The 25,812-nt window shown below is 65.3% G+C and carries 25 protein-coding genes; 7 read left to right on the top strand and 18 right to left on the bottom strand.

What is annotated here, in order from left to right:
- Nucleotides 1-3: 3 nt before the first annotated feature.
- From paaD to paaF, 10 genes are all read right to left on the bottom strand, one after another.
- Complete coding sequence (paaD, locus tag ACPRTJ_RS21560) at nucleotides 4-537, bottom strand: 1,2-phenylacetyl-CoA epoxidase subunit PaaD (RefSeq protein WP_054915435.1); 534 nt, start codon at nucleotides 535-537, stop codon at nucleotides 4-6.
- Entirely contained in the window at nucleotides 524-1,288 is a 765-nt protein-coding gene (gene paaC / locus ACPRTJ_RS21555; protein WP_254999414.1) for a 1,2-phenylacetyl-CoA epoxidase subunit PaaC, read from the bottom strand. Before paaC ends, paaD begins: the two co-directional genes overlap by 14 nt.
- Nucleotides 1,289-1,296: 8 nt before the next feature.
- Nucleotides 1,297-1,578 carry a 1,2-phenylacetyl-CoA epoxidase subunit PaaB gene (gene paaB / locus ACPRTJ_RS21550; RefSeq protein ID WP_043863004.1) on the bottom strand — a complete coding sequence of 94 codons (282 nt, stop codon included), beginning with the start codon at nucleotides 1,576-1,578 and terminating at the stop codon, nucleotides 1,297-1,299.
- Between the two features lie 25 nt (nucleotides 1,579-1,603).
- Nucleotides 1,604-2,593: a 1,2-phenylacetyl-CoA epoxidase subunit PaaA gene (gene paaA / locus ACPRTJ_RS21545; protein WP_054915436.1), complete on the bottom strand. Its 990-nt coding sequence runs from the start codon at nucleotides 2,591-2,593 to the stop codon at nucleotides 1,604-1,606.
- 229 nt (nucleotides 2,594-2,822) lie between these two features.
- Nucleotides 2,823-4,139, bottom strand: a complete 1,317-nt coding sequence (gene paaK, locus ACPRTJ_RS21540) for a phenylacetate--CoA ligase PaaK (RefSeq protein WP_054915437.1) — start codon at nucleotides 4,137-4,139, stop codon at nucleotides 2,823-2,825.
- An 82-nt stretch (nucleotides 4,140-4,221) separates the two neighbouring features.
- Nucleotides 4,222-5,427, bottom strand: coding sequence for a 3-oxoadipyl-CoA thiolase (gene pcaF, locus ACPRTJ_RS21535; protein ID WP_123752470.1), 1,206 nt, complete (start codon nucleotides 5,425-5,427; stop codon nucleotides 4,222-4,224).
- Complete coding sequence (paaI, locus tag ACPRTJ_RS21530) at nucleotides 5,420-5,869, bottom strand: hydroxyphenylacetyl-CoA thioesterase PaaI (protein ID WP_043863008.1); 450 nt, start codon at nucleotides 5,867-5,869, stop codon at nucleotides 5,420-5,422. The genes pcaF and paaI overlap by 8 nt, the downstream gene beginning before the upstream one ends.
- Nucleotides 5,862-7,436 carry a 3-hydroxyacyl-CoA dehydrogenase PaaH gene (paaH, locus tag ACPRTJ_RS21525; protein ID WP_426427271.1) on the bottom strand — a complete coding sequence of 525 codons (1,575 nt, stop codon included), beginning with the start codon at nucleotides 7,434-7,436 and terminating at the stop codon, nucleotides 5,862-5,864. Before paaH ends, paaI begins: the two co-directional genes overlap by 8 nt.
- 2 nt (nucleotides 7,437-7,438) lie before the next feature.
- Entirely contained in the window at nucleotides 7,439-8,230 is a 792-nt protein-coding gene (gene paaG / locus ACPRTJ_RS21520) for a 2-(1,2-epoxy-1,2-dihydrophenyl)acetyl-CoA isomerase PaaG (RefSeq protein WP_043863010.1), read from the bottom strand.
- A gap of 44 nt (nucleotides 8,231-8,274) precedes the next feature.
- The gene (gene paaF / locus ACPRTJ_RS21515; protein ID WP_054915468.1) at nucleotides 8,275-9,048 is read right to left on the bottom strand and encodes a 2,3-dehydroadipyl-CoA hydratase PaaF; all 774 of its coding nucleotides are present in this window, start codon (nucleotides 9,046-9,048) and stop codon (nucleotides 8,275-8,277) included.
- 261 nt (nucleotides 9,049-9,309) lie between these two features.
- Between paaF and paaY the strand changes: the two genes are divergently transcribed.
- The 3 genes from paaY to feaR all read left to right on the top strand — a co-directional run bounded on the left by paaY (nucleotide 9,310) and on the right by feaR (nucleotide 11,878).
- Nucleotides 9,310-9,906, top strand: a complete 597-nt coding sequence (gene paaY, locus ACPRTJ_RS21510; protein ID WP_043863012.1) for a phenylacetic acid degradation protein PaaY — start codon at nucleotides 9,310-9,312, stop codon at nucleotides 9,904-9,906.
- A 73-nt stretch (nucleotides 9,907-9,979) separates the two neighbouring features.
- Nucleotides 9,980-10,903, top strand: a complete 924-nt coding sequence (gene paaX / locus ACPRTJ_RS21505; RefSeq protein WP_054915441.1) for a phenylacetic acid degradation operon negative regulatory protein PaaX — start codon at nucleotides 9,980-9,982, stop codon at nucleotides 10,901-10,903.
- 66 nt (nucleotides 10,904-10,969) lie between these two features.
- Entirely contained in the window at nucleotides 10,970-11,878 is a 909-nt protein-coding gene (gene feaR / locus ACPRTJ_RS21500; protein ID WP_043863014.1) for a transcriptional regulator FeaR, read from the top strand.
- 23 nt (nucleotides 11,879-11,901) lie between these two features.
- On the opposite strand, the gene ACPRTJ_RS21495 is transcribed toward feaR, so the two are convergent.
- The 7 genes from ACPRTJ_RS21495 to ACPRTJ_RS21465 all read right to left on the bottom strand — a co-directional run bounded on the left by ACPRTJ_RS21495 (nucleotide 11,902) and on the right by ACPRTJ_RS21465 (nucleotide 19,979).
- On the bottom strand, nucleotides 11,902-13,401 hold the full coding sequence (locus ACPRTJ_RS21495; protein ID WP_058541132.1) for an aldehyde dehydrogenase family protein: 1,500 nt from the start codon (nucleotides 13,399-13,401) through the stop codon (nucleotides 11,902-11,904).
- A 179-nt stretch (nucleotides 13,402-13,580) separates the two neighbouring features.
- Nucleotides 13,581-14,009, bottom strand: coding sequence for a MarR family winged helix-turn-helix transcriptional regulator (locus ACPRTJ_RS21490; RefSeq protein WP_043863016.1), 429 nt, complete (start codon nucleotides 14,007-14,009; stop codon nucleotides 13,581-13,583).
- Nucleotides 14,002-15,087: a uroporphyrinogen decarboxylase gene (gene hemE / locus ACPRTJ_RS21485; protein WP_054915444.1), complete on the bottom strand. Its 1,086-nt coding sequence runs from the start codon at nucleotides 15,085-15,087 to the stop codon at nucleotides 14,002-14,004. Before hemE ends, ACPRTJ_RS21490 begins: the two co-directional genes overlap by 8 nt.
- 27 nt (nucleotides 15,088-15,114) lie before the next feature.
- Nucleotides 15,115-15,801 carry a ribulose-phosphate 3-epimerase gene (rpe, locus tag ACPRTJ_RS21480; protein ID WP_043863018.1) on the bottom strand — a complete coding sequence of 229 codons (687 nt, stop codon included), beginning with the start codon at nucleotides 15,799-15,801 and terminating at the stop codon, nucleotides 15,115-15,117.
- 12 nt (nucleotides 15,802-15,813) lie between these two features.
- Nucleotides 15,814-16,740, bottom strand: a complete 927-nt coding sequence (locus tag ACPRTJ_RS21475; RefSeq protein ID WP_043863019.1) for an alpha/beta fold hydrolase — start codon at nucleotides 16,738-16,740, stop codon at nucleotides 15,814-15,816.
- 58 nt (nucleotides 16,741-16,798) lie between these two features.
- On the bottom strand, nucleotides 16,799-18,376 hold the full coding sequence (locus ACPRTJ_RS21470; RefSeq protein WP_196932349.1) for a class I adenylate-forming enzyme family protein: 1,578 nt from the start codon (nucleotides 18,374-18,376) through the stop codon (nucleotides 16,799-16,801).
- Nucleotides 18,363-19,979 carry a phosphopantetheine-binding protein gene (locus tag ACPRTJ_RS21465; protein WP_210014632.1) on the bottom strand — a complete coding sequence of 539 codons (1,617 nt, stop codon included), beginning with the start codon at nucleotides 19,977-19,979 and terminating at the stop codon, nucleotides 18,363-18,365. The genes ACPRTJ_RS21470 and ACPRTJ_RS21465 overlap by 14 nt, the downstream gene beginning before the upstream one ends.
- Nucleotides 19,980-20,430: 451 nt before the next feature.
- Here ACPRTJ_RS21465 and ccoN point away from each other — a divergent pair, with 451 nt between their 5' ends.
- Together ccoN and ACPRTJ_RS21455 are read left to right on the top strand one after the other, a co-directional pair.
- Complete coding sequence (ccoN, locus tag ACPRTJ_RS21460; protein WP_043863022.1) at nucleotides 20,431-21,858, top strand: cytochrome-c oxidase, cbb3-type subunit I; 1,428 nt, start codon at nucleotides 20,431-20,433, stop codon at nucleotides 21,856-21,858.
- 10 nt (nucleotides 21,859-21,868) lie between these two features.
- A complete protein-coding gene (locus ACPRTJ_RS21455; protein ID WP_054915446.1) occupies nucleotides 21,869-22,081 on the top strand; it encodes a hypothetical protein in 213 nt (70 codons plus the stop codon).
- A gap of 272 nt (nucleotides 22,082-22,353) precedes the next feature.
- On the opposite strand, the gene ACPRTJ_RS21450 is transcribed toward ACPRTJ_RS21455, so the two are convergent.
- Nucleotides 22,354-23,436, bottom strand: coding sequence for an ABC transporter substrate-binding protein (locus ACPRTJ_RS21450; protein ID WP_229589289.1), 1,083 nt, complete (start codon nucleotides 23,434-23,436; stop codon nucleotides 22,354-22,356).
- A 228-nt stretch (nucleotides 23,437-23,664) separates the two neighbouring features.
- Here ACPRTJ_RS21450 and ACPRTJ_RS21445 point away from each other — a divergent pair, with 228 nt between their 5' ends.
- Both ACPRTJ_RS21445 and ACPRTJ_RS21440 read left to right on the top strand, forming a co-directional pair.
- Nucleotides 23,665-25,323: a nitrite/sulfite reductase gene (locus ACPRTJ_RS21445; protein ID WP_229589290.1), complete on the top strand. Its 1,659-nt coding sequence runs from the start codon at nucleotides 23,665-23,667 to the stop codon at nucleotides 25,321-25,323.
- Nucleotides 25,307-25,801 (top strand): DUF934 domain-containing protein, encoded by a 495-nt coding sequence (locus tag ACPRTJ_RS21440; protein ID WP_043859917.1) that lies wholly within the window; start codon nucleotides 25,307-25,309, stop codon nucleotides 25,799-25,801. Before ACPRTJ_RS21445 ends, ACPRTJ_RS21440 begins: the two co-directional genes overlap by 17 nt.
- Nucleotides 25,802-25,812: the final 11 nt, after the last annotated feature.

Below are 25,812 nucleotides of genomic sequence, written 5' to 3'. Positions count from 1 at the left end.
CGCTCAGATGCATTTGAAATAGTCGAAAGGTTCCAGGCACTCGCGGCACCGGTACAGGGCCTTGCAGGCCGTGGAGCCGAACTGGCTGAGCAGCTCGGTGTGGCTGCTGGCGCACACCGGGCACAGCACCTGCGGGCTTTCGCCCAGCAGGCTGCGCTTGCTGGCACTGCCCACGGGCGGCGCGATGCCATAGGCACGCAGGCGCTCGCGCCCCTGCTCGGTGATCCAGTCGGTGCTCCAGGCCGGCGTCAGGCGCCGCTCCAGGCACGGCGCGGCGAATCCGGCCTGCTCCAGCGCCTGGCGGATATCGCCCTCGATCACCTCGGTGGCCGGGCAGCCCGAATAGGTCGGCGTGACCACAAGGTGCAGGTGGCCGGCCTGCCAGTGCAGGTCGCGCACAATCCCGAGGTCGACCACGCTGACCACCGGCACTTCCGGGTCCATCACCTGCTCCAGCACCGTCCAGGCGTGGCTCAGGTCATCGGCCCGCAGTGCCCGCGCACCGTGGTCGCTGGCGATCAGCTCACCAGGTTGCATCGGGGTAGGCCCGTGGCAAAAACTGCATTTCGGCCAGCAGGATGCCCAGGTGCTCGGTGTGCATGCCGGTACGCCCGCTGAGGTAGAAGTGGCTGGCCGCAGGCGGCAGCGGCAGTTCGACCGAGGCGAAGGTGGCCTCGACCTGGTGCAGCCATGCCGCGCCGACCTGCGCCGGGTCGACGCCGATGCCCGCTGCGGCCAGGCGGGTTTCAGCCTCGCTGCCGCTGGCCAGCTCCACGGTGAAGCGCCACACCTGCGTGATGGCCGCGAGCATGCGCCGGCGACTTTCGTCGGTGCCGCCACCCAGGCGCTGCACCCATTCACTGGAGCGACGCAGGTGGTAGGTGACCTCCTTGAGCGCCTTGGCGGCGATGCCGGCGATGCGCAGGTCGGTGGAGTCGCACAGGCCCTTGAGCACCTGCAGGTGCCAGGCGTCGAACAGGAACTGCTTGGCCATGGTCACGGCGAAATCGCCGTTGGGCTGCTCCACCAGCAGCAGGTTGCGGTAGGCGCGCTCGTCGCGGCGAAACGCCAGGTCGTCGGCATCGCGGCCGTCGGCCAGCAGCTCGGCGGCGTAGTCCAGCCAGTTGCGCGCCTGGCCCACCAGGTCCAGGCCGACGTTCATCAGCGCCAGCTCTTCCTCGATGGCCGGCGCCTTGCCGCACCACTCGCACAGGCGCTGGCCCTGGATCAGGGCGCTGTCGCCCAGCAGCAGCAGGTAATGGATCAGATCGTCTTGGGTGCTGTTCATGGTCGACCTCACATGTGTCCGACTTCGTCGGGCAGCTCGTAGAAGCTGGCGTGCCGGTAGACCTTGTCGTCGGCCGGGTCGAACAGCGGGTCCTTCTCGTCCGGCGAGGAGGCCACGATCAGCGCCGAGGGCACCACCCACAGGCTTACGCCTTCGCTGCGGCGGGTGTACAGCTCGCGGGCGTTCTCGATGGCCATGGCGTCGTCGGCGGCATGCACGCTGCCCACATGCTTGTGGTTCAGGCCGTGCTTGCTGCGCACGAACACTTCGTAGAGGGTCCAGACAGACATCGTGTATCTCCCATCAGTCGCCGGTTCAGGCGGCGTTCTTGTTCTGTTGTTTGCGGGCGTAGGCGACGGCGGCTTCACGCACCCAGGCGCCGCTTTCGATGGCATTGCGCCGGGTGGCCAGGCGTTCCTGGTTGCACGGGCCGTTGCCCTTGAGCACGTCGAAGAATTCCTGCCACTGGATGGCGCCGAAATCGTAGTGGCCGCGCTCGGCGTTCCACTTCAGGTCGGGGTCGGGGGCGGTGCAGCCCAGCAGTTCGAGCTGCGGGATGGTCTGGTCGACGAAGCGCTGGCGCAGTTCGTCGTTGCTCTGGCGCTTGATTTTCCAGGCCATCGACTGCGCGCTGTTGGGCGAGTTGTCGTCGCTGGGGCCGAACATCATCAGCGCCGGCCACCACAGGCGGTTGATCGCGTCCTGCACCATGTCCTTCTGGGCCTGGGTGCCGTGGCGCATCATGGTCAGCAGAATCTCGTAGCCCTGGCGCTGGTGAAAGCTCTCTTCCTTGCAGATGCGCACCATGGCCCGTGCGTAGGGGCCGTAGGAGGTGCGCTGCAGCACCACCTGGTTGACGATGGCGGCGCCATCCACCAGCCAGCCCACCGCGCCCATGTCGGCCCAGTTGAGGGTCGGGTAGTTGAAGATGCTGGAGTACTTGGCCTTGCCGCTGTGCAGCTTGGCGATCTCTTCGTCGCGATCGGCGCCCAGGGTTTCCATGGCGCTGTACAGGTACAGGCCGTGGCCGGCTTCGTCCTGGATCTTGGCCATCAGCTGCAGCTTGCGCTTGAGGGTCGGGGCACGGGTGACCCAGTTGCCCTCGGGCAGCATGCCGACGATCTCGGAGTGGGCGTGCTGGGAAATCTGGCGGATGAGGGTCTGACGGTAGGCGTCGGGCATCCAGTTCTTGGCTTCGATCTTGATTTCGGCGTCGATCTTTTCCTGGAAGGCACGTTCCTGGGGCGACATCTCGTCCAGGGACTTGATGCGTTTGACGCCGGTTTCGACAAGCTGTGCGTACATGTTCGGGCTCCCGCCTCAAGGCTGGTTGGGCATGGGAGTATTTATAAGCGATACACAATTCAATATCAAACAGCTTTTTAGTGTATCTAATGTTTTTTTGTATCGCTTTGCACTGAAAGCGGACCGCTACGCGCTCCATCGCGGGTCAAGCCCGCTCCCACAGGAACACGCTTTATCCAAGAACAAAAAAAAGCCCCGACCAGGTCGGGGCTTCGGCAGCCATCAGCTATCAGCTGGCCAGACGCTTGTCATACACATGACAGGCCTTGCCTTCCGAACGTTTCAGCGTGCCCAACGGCTGCAGCACGATGCGCGTGCTGATGCCGATGTAGGTCTTGATCTGCTTGCCCAGCTCGGCGGTCAGCAGCCTGCGCTGGGCCTCGTCGTAGTGCTGGCATTCGGCACGCAGCTCCACGTGCACATCCACCGTGTCGAGATTTCCATCACGATACAGATAAATCTCATAGCACTCTGAAAACTGTTTTATTTTCAGAACCTGTTCCTCGACCTGGGTCGGGAACACGTTGACCCCGCGCACGATGAGCATGTCGTCGCTGCGCCCGGTGATCTTGTCGATGCGCCGCATTGGCCGCGCGGTGCCGGGCAACAGGCGCGTCAGGTCGCGGGTACGGTAGCGGATCATCGGCAGCGCCTCCTTGCTCAGCGAGGTGAACACCAGTTCGCCCATCTGCCCGTCGGGCAGCACCGCACCGGTCACCGGGTCGATGATTTCGGGGTAGAAGTGGTCTTCCCAGAGGGTCGGCCCGTCCTTGGTCTCGGCGCACTCCATGGCCACGCCCGGGCCCATGATTTCCGACAGCCCGTAGATATCCAGCGCGGTGATACCCATGCGCTGCTCGATGGAGCGGCGCAGCTCGTCGGTCCACGGCTCGGCACCGAAGATCCCCAGGCGCAGCGCCAGCTTGTGCGGGTCCAGCCCCTGACGCTCGATCTCGTCGGCCAGGTTGAGCATGTACGAGGGCGTGACCATGATGATGTCCGGCTGAAAGTCGTTGATCAGCTGCACCTGCTTCTCGGTCTGCCCGCCCGACATCGGGATCACCGTGCAGCCCAGGCGTTCGGCGCCGTAATGCGCGCCCAGCCCGCCGGTGAACAGCCCGTAGCCGTACGACACATGCACCTTGTCGCCCTTGCGCCCGCCCGCGGCGCGGATCGAGCGCGCCACCACGTTGGCCCAGGTGTCGATATCGTTCTGCGTGTAGCCCACCACCGTCGGCTTGCCGGTGGTGCCGCTGGAGGCGTGCACCCGCACCACGTCATGCATGGGCACGGCGAACATGCCGTAGGGGTAGTTGTCGCGCAGGTCGGTCTTGGTGGTGAACGGGAATCGGGCCAGGTCGTCCAGCGAACGCACCTCGTCGGGGTGCACCCCCAACTGGTCGAAGCGCTGGCGGTACAGCGGCACGTTCTGGTAGGCGTGGGACAGGCTCCAGCGCAGGCGGTCAAGCTGGTGCTGGCGCAGTTCATCGATGCTGGCGGTCTCCAGCGGGTCGAGTACAGCAGTGTTCAAGGCGGCCATGTTCATGTGTTCACTCTGATTCTTTTTATGGTTCAGCCCCTGACGGGCCCGAGTGTGGGAGCTGCACGGCTCCCGCTGTGTTGCCGGCTCAGGTTCGCTCGATGATCATCGCGATACCCTGCCCCACGCCGATGCACATCGTGCACAGCGCGTACCGCCCGCCGCGCTGCTCCAGTTCCACCAGTGCGGTGGTCACCAGGCGAGCGCCGCTCATGCCCAGCGGATGCCCCAGGGCGATGGCGCCGCCATTGGGGTTGACCCGCGGGTCGTCGTCAGCCAGCCCGAGCTCGCGCAGCACCGCCAGGCCCTGCGCGGCGAAGGCTTCATTCAGCTCGATGACATCCATGTCGGCCAGGTTCAGGTTGGCCAGTTCCAGTACCTTGCGCGTGGCCGGTACCGGGCCGATGCCCATGATGCGCGGCTCGACGCCGGCCGTGGCCATCGCCACCACCCGCCCACGGGCCTTGAGCCCGAAGCGCGCAGCCTGCGCCGGGCTTGCCAGCAGCAGCGCACAGGCACCGTCGTTGACCCCCGAGGCATTGCCCGCCGTGACACTGCCGCCCTCGCGAAACGGCGTACCCAGGCGTTGCAGCATCTGCAGCGTGGTGTCGCCACGCGGGTGTTCGTCGTGCTCGACGCGCCTGGGCTCGCCCTTGCGCTGGGCAATCGACACCGGCACGATCTCCTGCGCCAGGCGCCCGCTGGCCTGGGCAGCCGCCGCACGTTGCTGGCTGCGCAGGGCGAAGGCGTCCTGGTCGGCACGGGAAATGCCGAACTGTGCGGCGACGTTTTCGGCAGTCTCCGGCATCGAGTCGATACCATACGCCTTTTCCATCGCGGCGTTGACGAAGCGCCAGCCAATGGTGGTGTCGTACAGTTGCGCCTGGCGCGAGAAGGCCTGTTCGGCCTTGCCCATCACCAGCGGGGCGCGCGACATCGACTCCACCCCGCCCACCAGCAGCAGGCCGGCTTCGCCACTGCGGATCGAGCGTGCGCCCAGGCCGATGGCGTCCATGCCCGAGCCGCACAGGCGGTTGACCGTGGTGCCCGGCACTTCTATCGGCAGGCCGGCCAGCAGCGCCGACATGCGCGCCACGTTGCGATTGTCTTCGCCGGCCTGGTTGGCACAGCCGAACAGCACGTCGTCCACCTGCGACCAGTCCACCTGCGGGTGGCGCGCCATCAGCGCACGCAGCGGCACCGCGCCCAGGTCGTCGGCACGTACCGTGCTCAGCGCGCCGGCATAGCGCCCGATGGGGGTGCGCACGGCGTCGATGATAAGGGCGTCATTCATCTGCGGTCTCCTGGGCAAGCACTGTGCCTTGCACCTTGTAAGATTTGCCATGGAACAGCGCGATCAGCTGCCCGTTCTGGTTTTCCACACGCACGTCGTAGTTGCCGGTGCGTCCGCCACGGCTCTGCTCCACGCAACTTGCATTGAGCGTGTCGCCCATCAGTGCCGGGGCGATGTAGTCGATGCTGCAGCCCAGGCCGATGGTGACCTGGTTGTAGGTGTTGCAGGCCACGGCAAACGCCGAGTCGGCCAGGGTGAAGATGTAGCCGCCATGGCAGGTGCCATGGCCCTGGATCATGTCGGCGCGCACCGGCATGCTCAGGCGCGCCCTGCCCGGCGCGACGCTCAGCAGTTGCATGCCCAGCGCGAGGCTGGCGCGGTCACGGGCGAGCATGGCCTGGGCACATTGGCTGGCAAGCTCGGTGGCGTTCAGGTCAGTCATGCAATGCCCTCCCCTCGGCGACCGTGCGCCGCAGCAGCAGTGATGGCCGGTAGCGGCTTTCGCCGTAGGCGGCCTGCAGATTGTCGAGTACCGCCAGCACCTGCGTCGGGCCGATGGCGTCGGCCCAGGCCAGCGGGCCTTGGGGGTAGTTCACGCCCTTGCGCATGGCCAGGTCGACATCCGCCGCCGTGGCCACGCCCTGCAGCACCGCGTCGGCGGCTTCGTTGGCAAGCATGGCCACGGTGCGCATCACCAGCAGCCCCGGCACGTCGGCCAGCGGGCTGACCACCAGGCCCGCGGCCTGCAGCAAGGCCACGGCCTGGTCGCGGGCAGCGGGGGTGGTGTCGGCGGACCAGCTGATGCCGATGCGCCCGGCGGTGGCGTAGTCCAGCGCCAGGTCGAACAGCACGAGGTTGTGCAAGCCTTCGTCGCGGGCGCGCTGGCTGGCCAGGCGACCGTCGGTCAGGGCCAGCACGGCGTCGCCCACGCGTATGACTGCGTGCCCGCATCGCGGGTCAAGCCCGCTCATACAACGACCGGTGGGCGCGGGCTCGACCCGCGATGGGGCCCGGGACACCTTGATGCCGTGCGCCTCGATACGCGTCAGCAAGCCCTGCGCAACGCCCAGGTCGCCTTCGACTTCGCAGGCCTCGATGCGCAAACCACTGCGCAGCTCGCTGACCACCGGGCGCGCGGCCGAGGGCCCATAGTCATAGAACCCCTGCCCACTCTTGCGCCCCAGCCGGCCGGCATCCACCAGCGCCGCCTGGATCAGCGACGGCTGGAAGCGCATGTCGCCGTAATAGGCATCGAACACCGAACAGGTGACCGCGTAGTTGACGTCATGCCCGATCAGGTCGGTCAGCTCGAACGCGCCCATGCGAAAGCCGCCGGCCTCGCGCATCAGCGCATCCAGCGTGGCGCACTCGGCCGCACCCTCCTGCAACAGACGCAGGCTTTCGGCATAGAACGGGCGCGCCACGCGGTTGACGATGAAGCCCGGGCTGGAGCTGGCATGCACCGGCGCCTTGCCCCAGGCCCTGGCCGTTGCATACAGGCTGGCCGCTACCTGCGGCGCCGTGGCCAGCCCCGAGACGATCTCGACCAGCGCCATGACCGGCGCGGGGTTGAAGAAGTGCACGCCCACGAACCGCTCGGGCCGCGCCAGGCCGGCCGCGATGCGGGTGATCGACAGCGACGAGGTGTTGCTGGCCAGCACGCAGTCGGCCGTGCAGATTGCCTCCAGGCGAGCGAACAGCTCGCGCTTGGCGTCGAGGTTCTCGACGATGGCCTCGATCACCAGCCCAGCGTCCGCCAGCTCGTCGAGCGCCTGCACCGCGTGCAGGCGCGCCAGGGTGGCCTCGCGCTGCGCGGGGTCGAGCTTGCCCTTCTCCACCCGCTTGCCCAGTTGCACACCCAGCCCCTCGATGGCCGCGCTCGCCGCCCCCGGGCGGCTGTCGTGCAGCAGCACCGGATGCCCGGCCTGCGCCGCCACCTGGGCAATGCCGGCGCCCATGGCCCCGGCACCGATCACCGCTACCACAACGCTTGTGTCCAGTGCGCTCATGCTCAGCACCCCTTGAACACGGGGGCGCGCTTGGCCATGAAGGCGGCCACGCCCTCGCGGTAGTCCTCGCTGCGCCCGGCCAGGCGCTGCAGGTCGCGCTCCAGGTCCAGTTGCTGGTCAAGGCTGTTGTCCAGGCTGGCATTGAGCCCGCGCTTGATCAGTGCCAGGCCCGAGGTGGGCTGTGTCGCCAGCTGTCGCGCCAGGCCCAGGGCCTCGTCGCGCAGGGCCTCGTCGTCGACGCAGCGGTAGATCAGCCCCCACTGCTCGGCCTGCTCGGCCGACAGCTTGTTGCCCAGCAGCGCCAGGGCCTTGGCCCGCGCCACGCCGACCAGCCGCGGCAGGAACCAGGTACCGCCCGAGTCGGGCACCAGGCCGAGTTTGCAGAACGCCTGGATGAAGCTGGCCGAACGCGCCGCCAGCACCAGGTCGCAGGCCAGCGGGATGTTCGCCCCGGCGCCGGCGGCCACGCCGTTGACCGCGCAGATCACCGGCAGCGGCAAATCGCGCAGGGCGCGAATCAGCGGGTTGTAGAATTTTTCGATGGACTCGCCCAGGTCGGGCATCTGCGCACCGGGCGCGACGTTGCGGTCGGACAGGTCCTGCCCGGCACAGAAGCCGCGCCCCTCACCGGTAAGCAGCAGCACACGCACCTGGGCATTGGCGCGTACCTGCTTGAGCGCCTCCTTCACTTCGGCGTGCATCTGCGCGTTGAAGCTGTTGAGTTGCTCGGGACGGTTCAGGCGCAGAAAGGCCACGCCGTCGTCTATGTCGAAAAGAATGTGCTCGAAGGTCATGACCAGTACCGCTCGCAAGGTTGAAGTAAAAGGGGCCGGCGCACTCAGCGGCCGGTGAACACCGGGGCGCGTTTTTCGCGAAAGGCACTGATGCCCTCGCGCCGGTCATCGGTGGCGGCCAGCACGGTGAAGGCGTGGCGCTCGAAACGCAGGCCGCTGGCAAGGTCGGTGTCCATGGCCTTGAGCAGCGATTCCTTGGCCAGGCGCACGGCCAGCGGGGCCTTGCGCGCGATGGCCTGGGCGATCTGCACGGCGCGCTCGACGGTGAATTCGGGTTGGGTGATTTCGCTGACCAGGCCGGCCTGTTGCGCGGTGCGCGCATCGATGGGCTCGCCGGTGAGCACCATCTGCATGGCCATGGACTTGCCCACCGCGCGCAGCAGACGCTGGGTACCGCCGGCGCCAGGCATGATGCCCAGGTTGATTTCCGGCTGGCCGAAACGCGCATCCACGCCCGCCACGATGATGTCGGCGTGCATCGCCAGCTCGCAGCCACCGCCCAGGGCAAAGCCGTTGACGGCCGCCACCAGGGGCTTGCTGAAGCGGCTGATCTGCTGCCAACAGGCAACACGCGGGTCGTTGAGGATGCCCACCGCATCGCGCTCGGCCATCTCGTTGATGTCGGCGCCGGCGGCAAACGCCTTGCGGCTGCCGGTGAGCACCACGGCGCGGCAGCTGTCGTCACGCTCCAGGCGCTCGAGTTCGGCTGCCAGCTCGCCGAGCAGGCGGGTGTTGAGGGCATTGAGCACCTCGGGGCGGTGCAGCGTCACCAGGCAGATGCCGGCGTGGGAGTTATCAAGCAACAGGGTGTCAGGCATGACGGTCACCGCACGGGCCAGTCGAGGCTGGCTGTTATTGTTGGGTCGAGGCCGATTGCGGCAGAGTATAGCCACAATACGATACACAAAATCAACATTACCGTGACTAGTCTGTGTCTGTTTGTTTTCCATGCGTGACAAACAAACCCTGCAAACACTGTGTTTATCGCGAGAACATCGCCAAGAAGCGATACATAGAAGCATTGCAAACAAGTAACAATACGTTATATTCGCTGTCATCCCCGTCCACAGGAAACCGACATGACCTGCTACAGCCTTGGCGGAATCACCCCGGTCATCGACCCCAGCGCCTACGTTCACCCTTCGGCGGTGCTGATTGGCGACGTGATCGTCGGCCCCGACTGCTATGTAGGCCCGCTGGCCAGCCTGCGCGGCGATTTCGGACGCATCATTCTCGAACAGGGCGCCAACCTGCAGGACACCTGCGTGATGCACGGCTTCCCCGACAGCGACACGGTGATCGAGCGCAACGGGCACGTGGGCCACGGCGCCGTGCTGCACGGTTGCCGCATCGGTGCCGATGCGCTGGTGGGCATGAACGCGGTGGTCATGGACGGCGCCGTGATCGGTGCCTGCTCGATCGTCGGCGCCACCGCCTTCGTCAAGGCCGGCTTCGACTGCCCGCCCCGCTCGCTGGTGGTGGGCTCGCCGGCCCAGGTCAAACGCAGCCTGAGCGACGCTGAAGTGCACTGGAAGCAGGGCGGCACGGGCGAGTACCACGCACTGACCCGGCGCTGCCTGGAGCAGATGGTGGAATGCAGCCCCTTGAGCCAACCCGAACAGGACCGCAGACGTGTCAGCGACAGTACGTTCCGCCCGAAAAACCACACGGCCTGAAGTGCCGGCGGCAACGCTGGCCTTGAAGGACAAACGGCAGTTATATTCCGGGGTTTCACCCAGCGGATCCTCCATGTCGTCGCTCGCGCCCCTCAATCAGCTCGTCACCCGTTTCCAGGAACAGATCCCGATCCGTGCCAGTTCGCTGATCGTCACCCTGTATGGCGATGCCATCGAACCCCACGGCGGCACCGTGTGGCTGGGCAGCCTGATCCAGTTGCTCGAGCCCTTCGGTATCAACGAGCGGCTGATCCGCACCTCGATGTTCCGCCTGACCAAGGAAGGCTGGCTGACCGCCGAAAAGGTCGGCCGGCGCAGCTACTACAGCCTCACCGGTGCCGGGCGGCGGCGTTTCGACAAGGCCTTCAAGCGGGTGTACAGCTCGGTGGTGCCGCAGTGGGATGGCTCCTGGCACCTGGCGATGCTCACCCAGCTGTCTGCCGACAAGCGCAAGCAGGTGCGCGAAGAGCTCGAATGGCAGGGCTTTGGCGCCATCTCGCCGGTGGTGCTGGCCAGCCCGCGGGCCGACCGCACCGACATCAACGCCACCCTGCTGGACCTGGACGCGCTGGAAGACACCATCCTGTTCGAGACCACCGGCCAGGACGTGATGGCCTCCCGCGCCTTGCGTGCCCAGGTGCGCGAAAGCTGGCGTATCGAGGAGCTGGGGGCGCAGTACAGCGAGTTCATCCAGCTGTTTCGCCCGGTGTGGCAGGCGCTGCGCGAGCAGGACAGCCTGCAGCCGATGGACTGCTTCATGGTGCGCCTGCTGCTGATTCACGAGTACCGCAAGCTGCTGCTGCGCGACCCGCACCTGCCCGACGAACTGCTGCCGGGCGACTGGGAGGGCCGCGCCGCACGCCAGCTGTGCCGCAACCTGTATCGACTGACCTGTGCCCCGGCCGAACAGTGGCTGAGCAGTGCGATGGAAACCGCAGACGGCCCGCTGCCCGATGCCAGCGAAAACTTCTACCGGCGCTTCGGCGGGCTGCGCTAACCTGCAGCGCGTGCCCCCAGCCATCACATGCACCCTAACAACAATGCCAGGTGTGAGGTGTGACCCATGAATACCGCTACTGCCCAGCAGCACTTCCAGCAATGGCTGGCCGACATCAACCATGCCTGCGGCGAGTTCGACGGTGCCGCGCTGGGGGATGCGTTCAGCGGTGAGATTCGCCCCCGCCAGCTGGGCGCCCTGCGCTTCAGTCACGTGAGCAGCTCTCACGCGCGGCTGCTGCGCACGCCGCGCGAGGTGCAGCGCAGCAGCGAACACAAGTACTTTGCGGTGTTCCAGCTCAAGGGCATGGCCAACATGGCCCAGGACGACGCCCGCGAAGTGCTGATGCCGGGGGACATCCTGCTGATCGACAGCGCACGCCCAAGCGACTTCACCTTTGGCGATGCCTCCCAGCAGATCTCGCTGATACTGCCCCACGACCGGGTCGACCAGCTGCTGCGCTTCACCCCGGTGGAGATCGGGCGCAAGATCCCGGCCGGCTCGCCGGTCGCCCTGCTCGCCCAGCAGATGCTGTTGTCCTCGACCCAGCTGGACGAGGTGAGCCTGGCCGAAAGCGAAGCGGTGATCGATGCGCTGATCAGCCTGATGCGCCCGGCACTGTGCGGCAGCGACAGCAACCCCGACCCGCATGAACGCATCTTTCGCAAAAGCCTGGCGCTGATCGAGACGCACATTGCCGACGAGGCGCTGTGCCCGGAGATGATCGCGCGCGACATCGGCGTGTCGATGCGCGGGCTGTACCGGGTGTTCGCCAAGAAAGGCCTGGTGATCGCGCAGTACATCAAGAACCGGCGCCTGGACATCTGCGCCGAAACCCTGCGCAACCCGCAGTCGACCCTCAAGCTGTCGGCGCTGGGGTACACCTGGGGCTTCTCCAACAGCAGCTACTTCACCACCGCGTTCAAGCAGCGCTTCGGCGTGTCCCCCGGCGAGTACCGCAAGCGCTACAGCTGAGCGCCTGCGGCCTGCCAGCCGCCTCAGTGGCGGATGCACACCGACTTGGTCTCGGTGAAGGCGTCCAGCCAGTCGACGCCGAAATCACGCCCGGTACCGGATTGCTTGAAGCCGCCAAACGGCATGTTGGCATCGATCAGGGTGTGGCTGTTGACCCACACGGTGCCGGCCTCGATGCGCGGGGTGAGGTCCATGGCCGACTTGAGGCTGGTGGTCCACAGGCTGGCGGTCAGGCCATAGTCGCTGTCGTTGGCGCGGGCCAGCGCTTCTTCCACATCGGCCACGCGGGTCAGGCTCAGCACCGGGCCGAACACTTCGCTGCGGGTCAGGCGCAGGTTGTCGTCGGGGTTGAGGATCAACGACGGGCTGACGTAGTAGCCATTGGCATCCGGCGCGCTTGCACCGCTGATGATCTGCGCGCCCTGCTCGCGGGCATCGGCCAGGTAGGCCTGCACCGACTGCTGGTGCGCGCCGGAAGCCAGGGCGTTGATCTGCGCGCTGGGGTCCAGGCCAGGGCCTACGCTCAGCCCCTTGATCGCCTGCTCGAAGTCCGCTGCCAGGCGGTCGAACAGCGGCGCCTCGACATAGATACGCGAACTGGCGGCGCACACCTGCCCCTGGTTGAGGAAGCTGCCCATCATCAGGCCTTCGATCACCTGCTGCGGGTCGGCGTCGGCCAGCACGATGGCCGGGTTCTTGCCACCCAGCTCCAGTGACAGGCGCGTCAGGCGGTCGACTGCCGAACGGGCAATGTGCTTGCCGGTGGCGGTAGAGCCGGTAAAGCTGATCTTCGCCACCCGCGGGTGGCTGGTGAGGGCGCTGCCGCATACGCTGCCGCTGCCGGTGATCAGGTTGAACACGCCGTCCGGGATGCCGGCCTCGGTGGCCAGCTCGGCCATGCGCATCAGGGTCAACGGGGTGATCTCGGAGGGCTTGATGACGATCGAGCAGCCGGCCGCCAGGGCGGGCATCACCTTCCACATGCCGATCATCAGCGGGAAGTTCCACGGCACGATGCCAGCCACCACGCCGACCGGCTCCTTGCGCGTATAGGCGGTGTAGCGGGCGCCTTCAGGCACCGGGATCGACACATCCAGGGTGCGCCCGCAGATCTTGGTGGTGAGGCCGGCGGTGTAGCGCATCCAGTTCAGGGTACTGCCGACTTCGAAGGCGCGGGCGATGTTGATCGACTTGCCTTGTTCCAGGGTTTCGAGCTGGGCCAGCTCTTCACCGTGCTGTTCGAGCAAGTCGGCGTAGCGCAGCAGGATACGCTCGCGCTCGGCCGGGGCGCGGCGCGCCCACACGCCACTGACGAATGCCCGATGCGCCGATTGCACGGCCTGGTCGACATCCTCGGCGCTGGCATCGGGGGTCACGGCAATGGGTTGGCCGTTGGCCGGGTTGAAGACGGTAAGGGTCTGGCTGGAGGTGGACGGCCGCCAGCCGCCATTGATGTACAGGCCGTGTTGACGTCCGAGAAAACGCTGGACACTGGCTAGCAGGGGTACGGTGCCGGCAGTCATGAACACTCCTTTTGTTATGGTTGGGAACATCCCAGGAGAGTGTATGGCGCTGCTGAAGGTGGGGTGTTTCGCTGGCTGCCAGGGTGGTTGGCGAGTGTGCCAATGTGGTGGGTGGTGTGGCTGTTCGCCAGCAAGGCTGGCTCCTACAGGAGCAGGCCTTGCTGGCGAATGGGTGCGGGTCAGCGCAGGCGGGTACGGATCCGGTGGCACACGTTGAGCACCTGCTCCACCTCGCCCTCGCCCAGGTCGATCTTGCACGCCATGTTGCTGAACACCTGCGCCGCCTCGGCCTTGAGCTCACGGCCCTTGTCGGTCAGCAGCAGGTTGCGTCGGCGTCGGTCGCTAGGGTCCAGGTACACGGTGATGAACCCCGCATCCGCCAGGCGCTTGACGATTGGCGTCAACGTGCCCAGGTCGAACAGGGTGAGCTCGCTCAAGGCGCTGATCGACACATCATCCTTGCCCCACAACCCGGCCATCACCAGCAGTTGCGGGTAGGTGACGCCACGTCGCTTGAGCGGTTCGGCATAGTCCCGAACCATGGCGTTGGCTGTCGAATACAGCGAGAAACACAGCATCTTGTCGAAGTCGAACGTCGGGTCAAGCATGCACACCTCCCGCGACGCGGCTGTAGTGATGCACCGCGTCGACCAGTACTGCAACCGCCTCTGGCGAAGTGGCCGGCGAAATGCCCTGCCCCAGGTTGAACACATGGCCGAAACCGGCCGCCGGTGGTCCGAACGTCTGCAGGGTGCGTCGCACCTCGCGGCGAATGCTCGCCTCGTCTGCCAGCAGCACGGCCGGGTCGAGGTTGCCCTGCAGCGCCACGCAGTTGCCCACCAGCTGGCGTGCCAGCGCCAGGTCACACGTCCAGTCCAGGCCCAGCGCATCGGCGCCGCTGTCGGCCAGCGGGCTGAGCCACTGGGCGCCACCACGGGTATGCACGATGGAGGGAATGCGCACGCCATGCTGGGTCTTGTGCAGGCGCGCCAGCACTTCACGCAGGTAATACAGAGAGAAACGCCGATAGGCAGCGTCGGCCAGCACACCGCCGAAGCTGTCCACCAGCATCACCGCCTGGGCGCCGGACTCGATCTGTGCATTGAGGTCGGCAGCCACCGCGTGACCGAGCACCTTGAGCAACCGGTGCAGCAGTTCCGGGCGACGGTAGAGCATCTTCTTGATCAACTGGCAGTCGCCCGGCGGGCCACCCTCGACCATGTAGCAGGCCAGGGTCCAGGGGCTTGCGGCAAAGCCCACCACCGGCACCTTGCCCTCCAGCTCGTGACGCACCTGGGCGAGGGTCTGGTAGGTGTGCTCCAGCGCCTCGGGTTCGGGCACGCGCAGGCGCTCGATGGCCGCCTCGTCACGCAAGGGGTGACGAAAGCGCGGGCCATCGCCGTTCACGCAGTACAGGCCCAGCCCCATGGCGTCGGGCAGGCTGAGCATGTCGGCGAACACCACGGCGGCATCCAGGCTGAAACGGCGCAGCGGTTGCAGGCTGGCCTCGGTGGCCAGGTCCGGGTTCTTCACCAGGTCCAGGTACGAGCCGGCCCTGGCACGCAGGGCACGATGCTCGGGCAGGTAGCGGCCGGCCTGGCGCATCAGCCAGACAGGCGTATGCGCCGTGGGTTGGCGCAGCAAGGCCTTGATAAACGTATTATTGTGCAAGGACGGGTAACTCATGCTGGTTCGCGAAATTCACTGCACAGCTCATGACTGGCGCCGCGGGGCGGCATCGGCAATCGTGCTGCGCAAGGCGTGGAGCGTGGCGCGGTAATCGGGCTGGGAAAAGATCGCCGTACCGGCCACGAACATGTCGGCACCGGCCGCAGCGACCTGGCCGATAGTGTGAAGGTTGACCCCGCCATCCACTTCCAGGCGGATGTCACGGCCACTGGCATCGATCAGCTTGCGCGCTGCTTCGATCTTGGGCAAGACCGCCGGGATGAACGACTGCCCGCCGAAGCCGGGGTTGACCGACATCAGCAACAACAGGTCGAGCTTGTCGAACACATACTTGCATTCCTCCAGCCCTGTGGCCGGATTGAAGGCCAGGCCCGCCTTGCACCCCAGATCCTTGATCAGTTGCAGGGAGCGGTCCAGGTGAACGGTGGCCTCGGGGTGAATCGAGATGTAGTCGGCACCCGCCTCGGCAAATGCCTGGATCATCGGGTCCACGGGGGTGACCATCAGGTGCACATCCAGCGGCGCGGTGATGCCGTAGCTGCGCAGCGCCTTGCAGAACTGCGGCCCCATGGTCAGGTTGGGTACGTAGTGGTTGTCCATCACGTCGATGTGGATGACGTCGGCACCGGCAGCCAGAACCCGCTCGGCTTCCTCGCCCAACCGGGCAAAATCGGCCGCCAGCATCGACGGGGCAATCCAGAACTCTTTCACACGCCTACTCCGTTACTCATTGGCTATTCGTCGCACCGGGCCCTGCTCGTTTTGCGCAAGGGCGGTGTTGATCTGTGCGATCAGGCTGTCACTTGCCGCTTCGAGATGAAAATGGTGCCCGCCATCATGCCAGTGCACACGGCTGGCCCAGGGCAACGCTTTTTTGCGCTTGTCGAATTCCGGGCCGGCAAACAGGCCCTGGCGCCCGAGCATCACATGCAGCGGGCAACTGATCTGGCGCAGGAAGTCGCAGGCCTGACGCTCGGTCAGCTGCATCGGTTCGGGCAGCACCAGCCGCGGGTCGTGACGCCAGCGGTAGCCATCCCCCACGCTGAGCAGGTCGCGCATGGCCAGCAGGCGTGCCGAGGCCGGCGAGAGCAGGCCGTCGATACTGTTGCGCCGCTCGTTGACCGCCGCCTCGACGCTGCTGAACTGCACGCTGTCGGGGGCCGAGAACCCATGCAGGCGGGTGCGCAGGGCCAGGCGCATCAGGCGATGGGCCTTCTTCAGGTGCTCCACGGTGTCTTCTTCGGCGATGGTGAACGGAGCGCCCATGCCATCGAGGAAGATCATGCTGTCGATGGACTTGTTCATCGCCCCCAGGATCGACGCGATGCCGCTGCCCATGGAATGGCCGATCACCGAAAAGCGCTTCCAGCCCATGCACTCGACCAGGGTATTCATGTCGTCGGCATGTTCCCACAGATAGTAGCCACTGTCGGCACGCCGATGGTCCGAGCGTCCGTGCCCGGCGAGGTCCGGTGCCACCACGAAGCAATCCTTCAGGTACGGCGCCACCTGTTCGAACGAGGCGGCGTTGTCCAGCCAGCCATGCACGGCCAATACCGGATGAGCCCCCTCCTCGCCCCAGACCCGCAGGGCAAACGTCTGCCCGTTGACGTCCAGGGTCTGGTCCCTGCCTTTATTGCCAAGACGCATGTAGATACTCCCTGCGTAAGCACTGTTTCGAGGTAACGGGCAACACCCGCAGCGCCTGTCAGCCGGCGGCCGCCAGCTGTGCCGAGCGTGCCGTGTGTTGCAACTGCTTGAGGTCGAACTTGCCGTTGGCGGTGCGCGGCAAGGTGAGCTCGATACTGATTGCCAGTGGCACCTTGTGCGGCTCGAGCCCGGCGCGGCAGCGTTCGAGCAACTGCTCGGCGCTGAGCGTGACGCCCTGGCTCAAGGTCACGAAAGCCCACAGCCCTTCGCCGGCCGCAGCATCCTCGACACCGACCACCGCTGCCGCGTCGATGCCTGCCATGGCATAGAAGAAGTCTTCCACTTCCGCCGGGCTGACCTTCATGCCGCGGGACTTGATCACGTGGTCCATCCGGCCTTCGAAATACAGGTAGCCGTCTTCGTCCAGGTGGCAGTAGTCGCCGGTATGCAGCACGCTCTCCCCGGGATAGGGGCCGGGCTTGAGCTTTTTCGCCGTGGCCTGCGGGTTGCGCCAGTAGCCGGCCATGACCGTGGCGCCGCGAATCACCAACTGGCCCACCTGGTGGGCCTGGTCGATGCGCTGGCCGTGCTCGTCGATCAGCCACAACTCGGTGTTGGGAATGGCGATGCCGACGCTGCCCGGCTTGCTGTCGATGTCCTCTGGCGGCAGGTAGGTGCAGCGCTTGCACTCGGTCAGGCCGTACATGGAGAAGATCTGCGCCTGCGGAAACAGCGCCTTCATCTGCGCAATGTGCGGCGGCTTGAGCGCCGCGCCGGTATTGGTGACCATGCGCACGTGCTCGAAACTGGCGTTGCGCTTGCTCGCGTACTCATGCAGCAGCATGAGCATGGTGGGCACGAACGGGATGACCGTGATCTGGTACTGGCGGATCTTCTTGATCAGGAAGATCGGCCAGGTGAATTCCTTTTCCAGTACCAGGGTGGCGCCCGCGCTCAGCGCCATGATCATCTGGTACAGGCCATAGTCGAACGACAGCGGCAACGAGCAGAGCACGTGGTCGCTGTCGTTGTAGCCCAGGTAGGTGTGCAGCGACGACAGCGCCGCGAGCATGTTGCGATGGGTCAGCATCACGCCCTTGGGCTCGCCGGTGGACCCGGAGGTATAGATGATCGCGGCCAGGTCCAGGTCCAGCGTGCCGCAAGGCACCGGAGCTCCGTTGCCCTGCACCAGCACACCCTCGAAGGTGCGTGTCAGCGCCGAGTCGGCCTCGCCGTCCAGCAGCACGATGGTGCGCAGGTACGGCAGGCTCGGGGTGTCCACCGACAGGCTGGCGAACTTCTCCGAGGTGGTGATCAGCACCGAGGCCTCGGCGTCCCGCACGATGTAGTCAAGGCCCTCGGCGTGGGTCTCCAGGCCGACATTGACCACCACGCCACCGGCCTTGAGCACACCCCAGAAGGCACAGATGGTTTCTACCCGGTTGCCCAGGCACAGCACCACCCGTTCCTGACGCTGCAGGCCACAGGCCTGCAAGCCCGAGGCCAGCCGCGAACTGGAATCGTCGAGGTCGGCATAGGTGTAGGTTTCATCGGCATAGATGACTGCCGCCTTGCGCGGGTACAGGCCGTTGCTGGCCTCCAGTACCTGCTGCAGGAGCACGCTAGACCGGCTCATACTGTACCTCTGGCTGGCCTTGCGAGGCGGTTTCGGGGGCGTTCTGGCGGTTGGCGTCGATGTACTGCGCCAGCGTCGTCACGGTATTGAAGTGCCCGGGGGCAATGGTGTCGGGGTTGACGAAGAAGCCTTCGATCTCGTCCTCCAGGCTGACCAGCAGCTCCATCGAGGTGAGCGAGTCGAGCCCCAGGTGGTCACGCAGGTGCGAGTCGGCACGCACCTCGGTACTGGCTGGCAGCTTGAGCACCACCCGCAGGATCTCGATCAGTTGCGCCTGCGTGGCGCCGCTGGCCGTCACGCCCGGTGCGCTGCTGGCGACAGGTGCGCTGGCCGGGGCGGCGAGCATGTCGTCCAGCGCCACGTCGGCGTGGCTGTCGCGGATCTCCAGTGCGGTCTGACGGGCCCTGGCCAGGAACAGGCGGCCGTGGCTGACGATCACCTCGGCCGGGTGACCATGGCTGTGGAACAGGGTGGGCGAGGCCGTGGGGCCATAGGCACCGGAGGCCGTCACCGCCAGCAGGTCGCCTTCGCTCAGGGTCTCGATACGCACGTCACGCCCCAGCAGGTCGTCGGGGCTGCACAGCGGGCCGGAGATATGGTACTCGCGCAGCGGCGCGCCATTGCTGCCGGTGGCGTGCACGATGCGGAAGTTGCGCTTGAGCACCTGGCCGCTGCCCGCCGCGGCACCGTGGCAGTTGGTGCCGCCGTCGGTCACGGCGAAGGTCTTGCCGTGGTTGTGCTTGATGTTGTCGACGGTGACCAGCAGCGCGCCGCATTTGCCGGCCACGAAACGGCCGGACTCGACGATGATGCGGGTACGCGGGAACTGGCGATGGAAACTGTCGAACAGCGGCGCCAGCAGCTGCTTGAGCTGACGGGTGTCGAGTTCCTTTTCGTTCTCGTAGTACTTGATGCCCAGGCCGCCGCCGACGTCGACCATGCTCAGGTCAAGGTCGTAGCGAAGGGTGAGGTTGCGGTACAGGTCGAGGATGTAGCTGGCATTGTCATACACCGACTGGGCGTCGAGGATCTTGGTGCCGTTGTAGACGTGAATGCCCTTGATATGCAGGTTGGGCAGCGCCAGGTACTGGCCGAAATTGGCCACTGCGGTGTCTTCCTCGATACCGAAGTGGGTCGGGCGCCCGCCCATCTTCCAGGGCGAGCCCGAGGCCGAGAAATTGGGATTGATGCGAATGGCCACCGGTGCGGTACAGCCCAGCGAGCCGGCCAGGGCAGAGAGCGCGCGCAGTTCGGTTTCGGATTCGACGACGATGGCGAACACCCCCACTTCCAGCGCCCGGCGGTGTTCCTCGGGCTTCTTGTAGGGGCCCAGGAAAATGATGTCCTGGGGTGCAACGCCCGCCTTCAGGGCGATTTCCAGCTCGCCCAGCGAACAGACCTCGGTGTTGCCGCCGTACGAACGGATCAGCTTCACCAGCGACAGATTCGGATTGACCTTGAGCGCGTAGAAGATATCCACGCAGTCGGGCAAGGCGTCGCGCAGTTCATTGAAACTGCTGCGCAGCACCGCCTCGTCATACAGGTAGGTAGGCGTACCGAATGTCGCCTTTGCCTGGAGGACCAATTCTTTGGAAAGCTTCATCTGTTGCTCCCTTCGTTATTATATTTTCCGGTGCCGAATGCGTGCGCGGGATGCGCACCTGCGTCGTCCCGTTAGCCCTGGCGCGTTAAGTGTCGTATCGGATCGCGCAACGCCTGCAACAACGACAGAAAGCCCCTGCCTGCAAAACTTTGCGCGCAAAGTTTGTGAAATTCTCTACTGCGTTTCGCGGTGATGTCAAGATAATTCCAATGAACCCTGGCTGCGGCCGATGGTCACCCCGTTGACGGCGATTTAGGCCGCATAACAGCGTTCAAATGTCGCACCTGTTACAGATCAGTAGCGCTTTTGCCCAATGAATACAGGGCTTTTATCTGATCCGTATATAAGGCCTGTTTCTGAGTCTGTTTTGTCTGCGGCAGGCTTTCTAGAGTCAGCGCCTGTGCTCGTCCCGTCGGGGGGTGGGCTAGGAAGGAAACGCGGATAAACAGCCATGAGTACTCATCAACAGGCACAGGCCTACAACTACAAGGTGGTCCGGCAGTTCGTGGTCATGACGGTGGTGTGGGGCATCGTCGGCATGGCCATGGGCGTATGGATCGCCTCGCAACTGGTCTGGCCGGAGCTCAACCTGGACCTGCCCTGGACCACCTTCGGCCGCCTGCGCCCCCTGCACACCAGCCTGGTGATCTTCGGTTTCGCCGGCAGCGCGCAATTTGCCGCCAGCTACTACGCGGTGCAGCGCACCTGCCAGGTACGCCTTTACAGCGACTGGCTGACGGCCTTCACCTTCTGGGGCTGGCAGGCAACCATCGTGATCATGCTGCTGAGCCTGCCCCTGGGCCTTACCACCACCAAGGAATACGCCGAGATCGAATTCACCGGCGCGGTGTGGATGGCGATCGTGTGGGTGGCCTATGGCGTGGTGTTCTTCGGCACCCTGCTGCGCCGCAAGGGCACGCACATCTATGTCGGCAACTGGTTCTTCGGGGCCTTCATCGTGGTCATCGCGATGCTGCACGTGGTCAACCACCTGTCGATTCCGGTCAGCTGGTTCAAGTCCTACCCGGTGTACGCGGGGGCCACCGATGCGATGGTGCAGTGGTGGTACGGCCACAACGCGGTGGGCTTCTTCCTGACCACCGGCTTCCTGGGCATGATGTACTACTTCGTGCCCAAGCAGGTCGGCAAGCCGGTGTATTCCTACCGCCTGTCGATCGTGCACTTCTGGGCGCTGATCACCCTGTACATCTGGGCAGGCCCGCACCACCTGCACTACACCGCCCTGCCCGACTGGGCGCAGTCGCTGGGCATGGCGATGTCGATCATCCTGCTGGCCCCGAGCTGGGGCGGCATGATCAACGGCATGATGACCCTCTCGGGCGCCTGGCATAAGCTGCGCAGCGACCCGATCCTGCGTTTCCTGGTGCTGTCGCTGGCGTTCTACGGCATGTCGACCTTCGAAGGGCCGATGATGGCGATCAAGACCGTCAACGCCCTGTCGCACTACACCGACTGGACCATCGGCCACGTGCATGCCGGTGCGCTGGGCTGGGTGGCGATGATCACCTTCGGCGCGCTGTACCACATGATTCCCAAGGTGTTCGGCCGCGAGAAGATGTACAGCATCGGGCTGATCAACCTGCACTTCTGGCTGGCCACCATCGGTACCGTGCTGTACATCGCCTCGATGTGGGTCAACGGCATCACCCAGGGCCTGATGTGGCGCGCGATCAACGACGACGGCACCCTCACCTACTCGTTCGTGGAGGCACTGGTGGCCAGCCACCCTGGCTTCATCGTGCGCTTCGTCGGTGGCGTGTGCTTCCTGAGCGGGATGCTGCTGATGGCCTGGAACACCTGGCGTACGGTACGCGTGGCAGACCCGAAACTGGCACTGGACAACGCGCAGATGGCGTAAGGGGCAGCGAATGAACGGCTGGGCATATGGGTTGTACTGCGTGACCGGACTGGTGTTCTTCTACCTGATCACCAGCGCCTGCCTGAGGCGCCATAGCGACCAGGTGGATGACCAGGCAAGCCTCATACCCTTTGCCGATGACCCGGTGGTGGCGCGCCGGGTCGAGCAGGCCATCGGGCGACCGGTGCCTGCCGAGGCACCGGAGGCCTTGCTGAAGGCTTGAGGGGGGTGCTGCACCGGCATGTCCGCAAGAGCGGGTTGATTCGCTCTTGCGGCTTGGCCTATTGATGACTGACCCAGTAAACCGCCGTCACGACCACCAGTACAATCAGGCAGAGTATCGCCCACGCATCGACACTGCTGTCCGGCTTGCTTGCCTTGCTTGGATTTCCCATTGCATTGCCTCTTGTTGTGGTTATGGGAATGCACTGCACCTGATGCAGTTAAGTCCAGCAATGCCCTTTGCTCAAGCAGGGTTTTTGTACAGCTCGTCGGTTAGTAGTCCATCGCGTCCTTCAGGAACGGGTATCGATACCCTGGCGCCTTGCCAACGGCGCTGAACCCCTTGAAATCCAGCCCATAGTCGCCCTGCTGTTCAAGCGTGAGCCAGCGCCGTGCCTTGACCGCATCGATCAGCTGAAGCACCGGCACCGGCCGCGGCCGGGCGAGCAACTGACCGATCGGCACGCCCTGCGCATCATCGTGCAGCAGCACCATGGCCCACCCGCCCAGAGAAAAGTGCCCGCCCATCAACACGCTCAATCGACCCTCGATTCGCGCCTGCAGGGCCTGCGGCGAACTGTTCACCGCACTGAACAGCACATCCCGGCCCGGCACCCGCCCGGCCTCCTCGAATGCCTGCATCGCGCCGAACGCCATCTCGTCATTGGCCGACCACACCAGCTGCGTACGCGGATAACGCGCACCCAGCAACTGCGCCTGTTCATAGGCGCGCTGGCGACTCCATTCCCCATACACCAGCTGGCGCAGGTGCACGCCGGGCAACTCGGCCAACGCCCGGTGCATGCCCTGCTCACGCAACTGCGCCGCCGGGGTGTGCTTCAACCCCGAGAACGCCAGCAGGTCCACGCCCTGCTGCAGGGCAGCGGGCGGCAACTGCTCGACCAGCGTCTTGAGCATGCGGTAGCCGGCCTCCTCGTCGTTGCCGGTCAGGGTGCCGAGGACCGGCGGATAACGGTCCGGATACTCGTGCACCTGGCGCGCCTGGTCGACCGTCAGGCCGTTGTTGACCAGAAACAGCCTGACCCCGCTGCCGCGCGACAGGCGGATGATCTCCGGCGCCACGTACTGCTCGTTGACCAGCACCAGGTAGTCCGGCCGCTGCGGCCCCTGGAGCGCCTGTCGCGCCTGATGCAGCACACGCTGGCGATCACGCCCGCTGTACTCGACACGCAGGGACATGCCCAGGTTCTGCGCGGCGCCTTGCATGAAACGCGAGTAACTGACCCAGAAGGTCTCGTCGGCGTTGCCCGGATTGAGAAACACCACCGAGGCCGCCTGGGCGCCACTCACCAGCGACAGGCCCAGCCACACCGACAGGCACAAGGCCTTGAGCATTCGAGTACGCTCCTGCAACGCAAAGCGCCGAGTATAACCGCGACGGCACGGGCAACGCTCAGGTGACAGCCAAACGCTAGCCAGTCTCACTTAGTCCATATAGTTCTTTTCATATGCAAAAACATCACTTTTGCGCATAAACGCAAACTGCTATCTTGCCTCGGCTCCGCCCCGGAGTGCGCGGCCGTGCGCGCGATTAGCTGCAAGCAGCCTGAGAACAGGACCCCTATGTACGTATACGACGAGTACGATCAGCGGATCATCGAGGACCGCGTCAAGCAGTTCCGAGACCAGACCCGACGCTACCTGGCCGGTGAGCTGAGCGAAGAAGAGTTCCGCCCCCTGCGCCTGCAAAATGGCCTCTATATTCAACGTTTTGCCCCGATGTTGCGGGTAGCCGTGCCCTACGGCCAGCTGACGTCGCGCCAGACCCGGATGCTGGCCAAAATCGCTCGCGACTACGACAAAGGCTACGCGCACATCAGTACCCGGCAGAACGTGCAGTACAACTGGCCTGCCCTGGAGGACATCCCCGAGATCCTCGCCGAGCTGGCCACGGTGCAGATGCACGCGATCCAGACCAGCGGCAACTGCCTGCGCAACGTCACCACCGACCAGTTCGCCGGCGTTGCCGCGGACGAAGTGATCGACCCGCGCCCATGGTGTGAAATCGTGCGTCAGTGGACCACCTTCCACCCCGAGTTCGCGTACCTGCCGCGCAAGTTCAAGATCGCCATCAATGGCTCGGCCAGCGACCGTGCGGCCATCGAAGTGCACGACATCGGCCTGGAGCCGGTGCACAACGCGGCCGGCGAACTGGGCTTTCGCGTGCTGGTCGGCGGCGGCCTGGGCCGTACCCCGGTGGTGGGCGCCTTCATCAACGAATTTCTGCCCTGGCAGGATCTGCTCAGCTACCTGGACGCGATCCTGCGCGTGTACAACCGTTACGGTCGCCGTGACAACAAGTACAAGGCGCGCATCAAGATCCTGGTCAAGGCCCTCACGCCGGAGGTGTTCGCCCAGAAGGTCGACGCCGAAATGGAGCACCTGCGCGGCGGCAGCACCACCCTGACCGATGCCGAAGTGCATCGCGTGGCCAAGCACTTCGTCGACCCCGACTACCTGGCGCTGGACAACCTCGACAGCCAGCTGGCCGAGCTCGACCAGCAGCACCCCGGCTTCGCCCGCTGGCGCACGCGCAATACCCTGGCGCACAAGAAGCCGGGCTATGTGGCCGTTACCCTGTCGCTCAAGCCGACCGGCGTGGCGCCGGGCGACCTGACCGACAAGCAGCTGGACGCGGTGGCCGACCTTGCCGAACGCTACAGCTTCGGCCAGTTGCGTACCTCCCACGAGCAGAACATCATCCTGGCCGACGTCGAGCAGCGCCAGCTGCACGCGCTGTGGCTGGAGCTGCGTGAAAACGGCTTCGCCACGCCGAACATCGGCCTGCTGACCGACATCATCTGCTGCCCGGGCGGCGACTTCTGCTCGCTGGCCAACGCCAAGTCGATCCCGATCGCCGAATCCATCCAGCGCCGCTTCGACGACCTGGACTACCTGTTCGACATCGGCGAACTGGACCTGAACATCTCCGGCTGCATGAACGCCTGCGGCCACCACCACGTCGGCCATATCGGCATTCTCGGGGTGGACAAGAAGGGCGAGGAGTTTTACCAGGTGTCCCTGGGTGGCAGCGCCAGCCGCGACGCCAGCCTGGGCAAGATCCTCGGCCCCTCGTTCGCCCAGGACGACATGCCGGACGTGATCGAGAAGCTGATCGATGTGTACGTCGAGAAACGTACTGAAGACGAGCGCTTCATCGACACCTACCAACGTATTGGCATCGACCCTTTCAAGGAGCGCGTCTATGCAGCGAATAATTAAGGGCAACCAGATCGTCGACGAAACCTGGCACCTGCTGCCCAAGGACGTCACCCTGGACGAACTGACCAACTGCGACGACTATATCGTGCCGCTGCACCTGTGGCGCGAGCACGCCCATGCCCTCAAGGCCCGCGACGGCGGCCTGGGCGTGTGGCTGGATGCCGACGAGGAAGCCGAGGAAATCGGCGATGACGTGGCCAGCTTCCAGGTCATCGCGTTGAACTTCCCGGCCTTCACCGACGGGCGCAACTACTCCAATGCGCGCCTGCTGCGTGACCGCTACAAGTTCACCGGCGAGCTGCGTGCCATCGGCGACGTGCTGCGCGACCAGCTGTTCTACATGAAGCGTTGCGGTTTCGACGCCTTCGCCCTGCGGGCCGACAAGGACCCGGTCGAAGCGCTGCAGAGCCTGCAGGACTTCTCGGTGACCTACCAGGCCGCCACCGACGAGCCGCAGCCGCTGTTCCGTCGACGCTGAACACCGCCCCA

This window comes from Pseudomonas palmensis (genome assembly GCF_049942755.1).
GTDB classification, from domain to species: domain Bacteria; phylum Pseudomonadota; class Gammaproteobacteria; order Pseudomonadales; family Pseudomonadaceae; genus Aquipseudomonas; species Aquipseudomonas palmensis.
The sequence above is the reverse complement of the archived record's forward strand: the minus strand, read 5'-3'. Positions and strand labels throughout refer to the sequence as shown.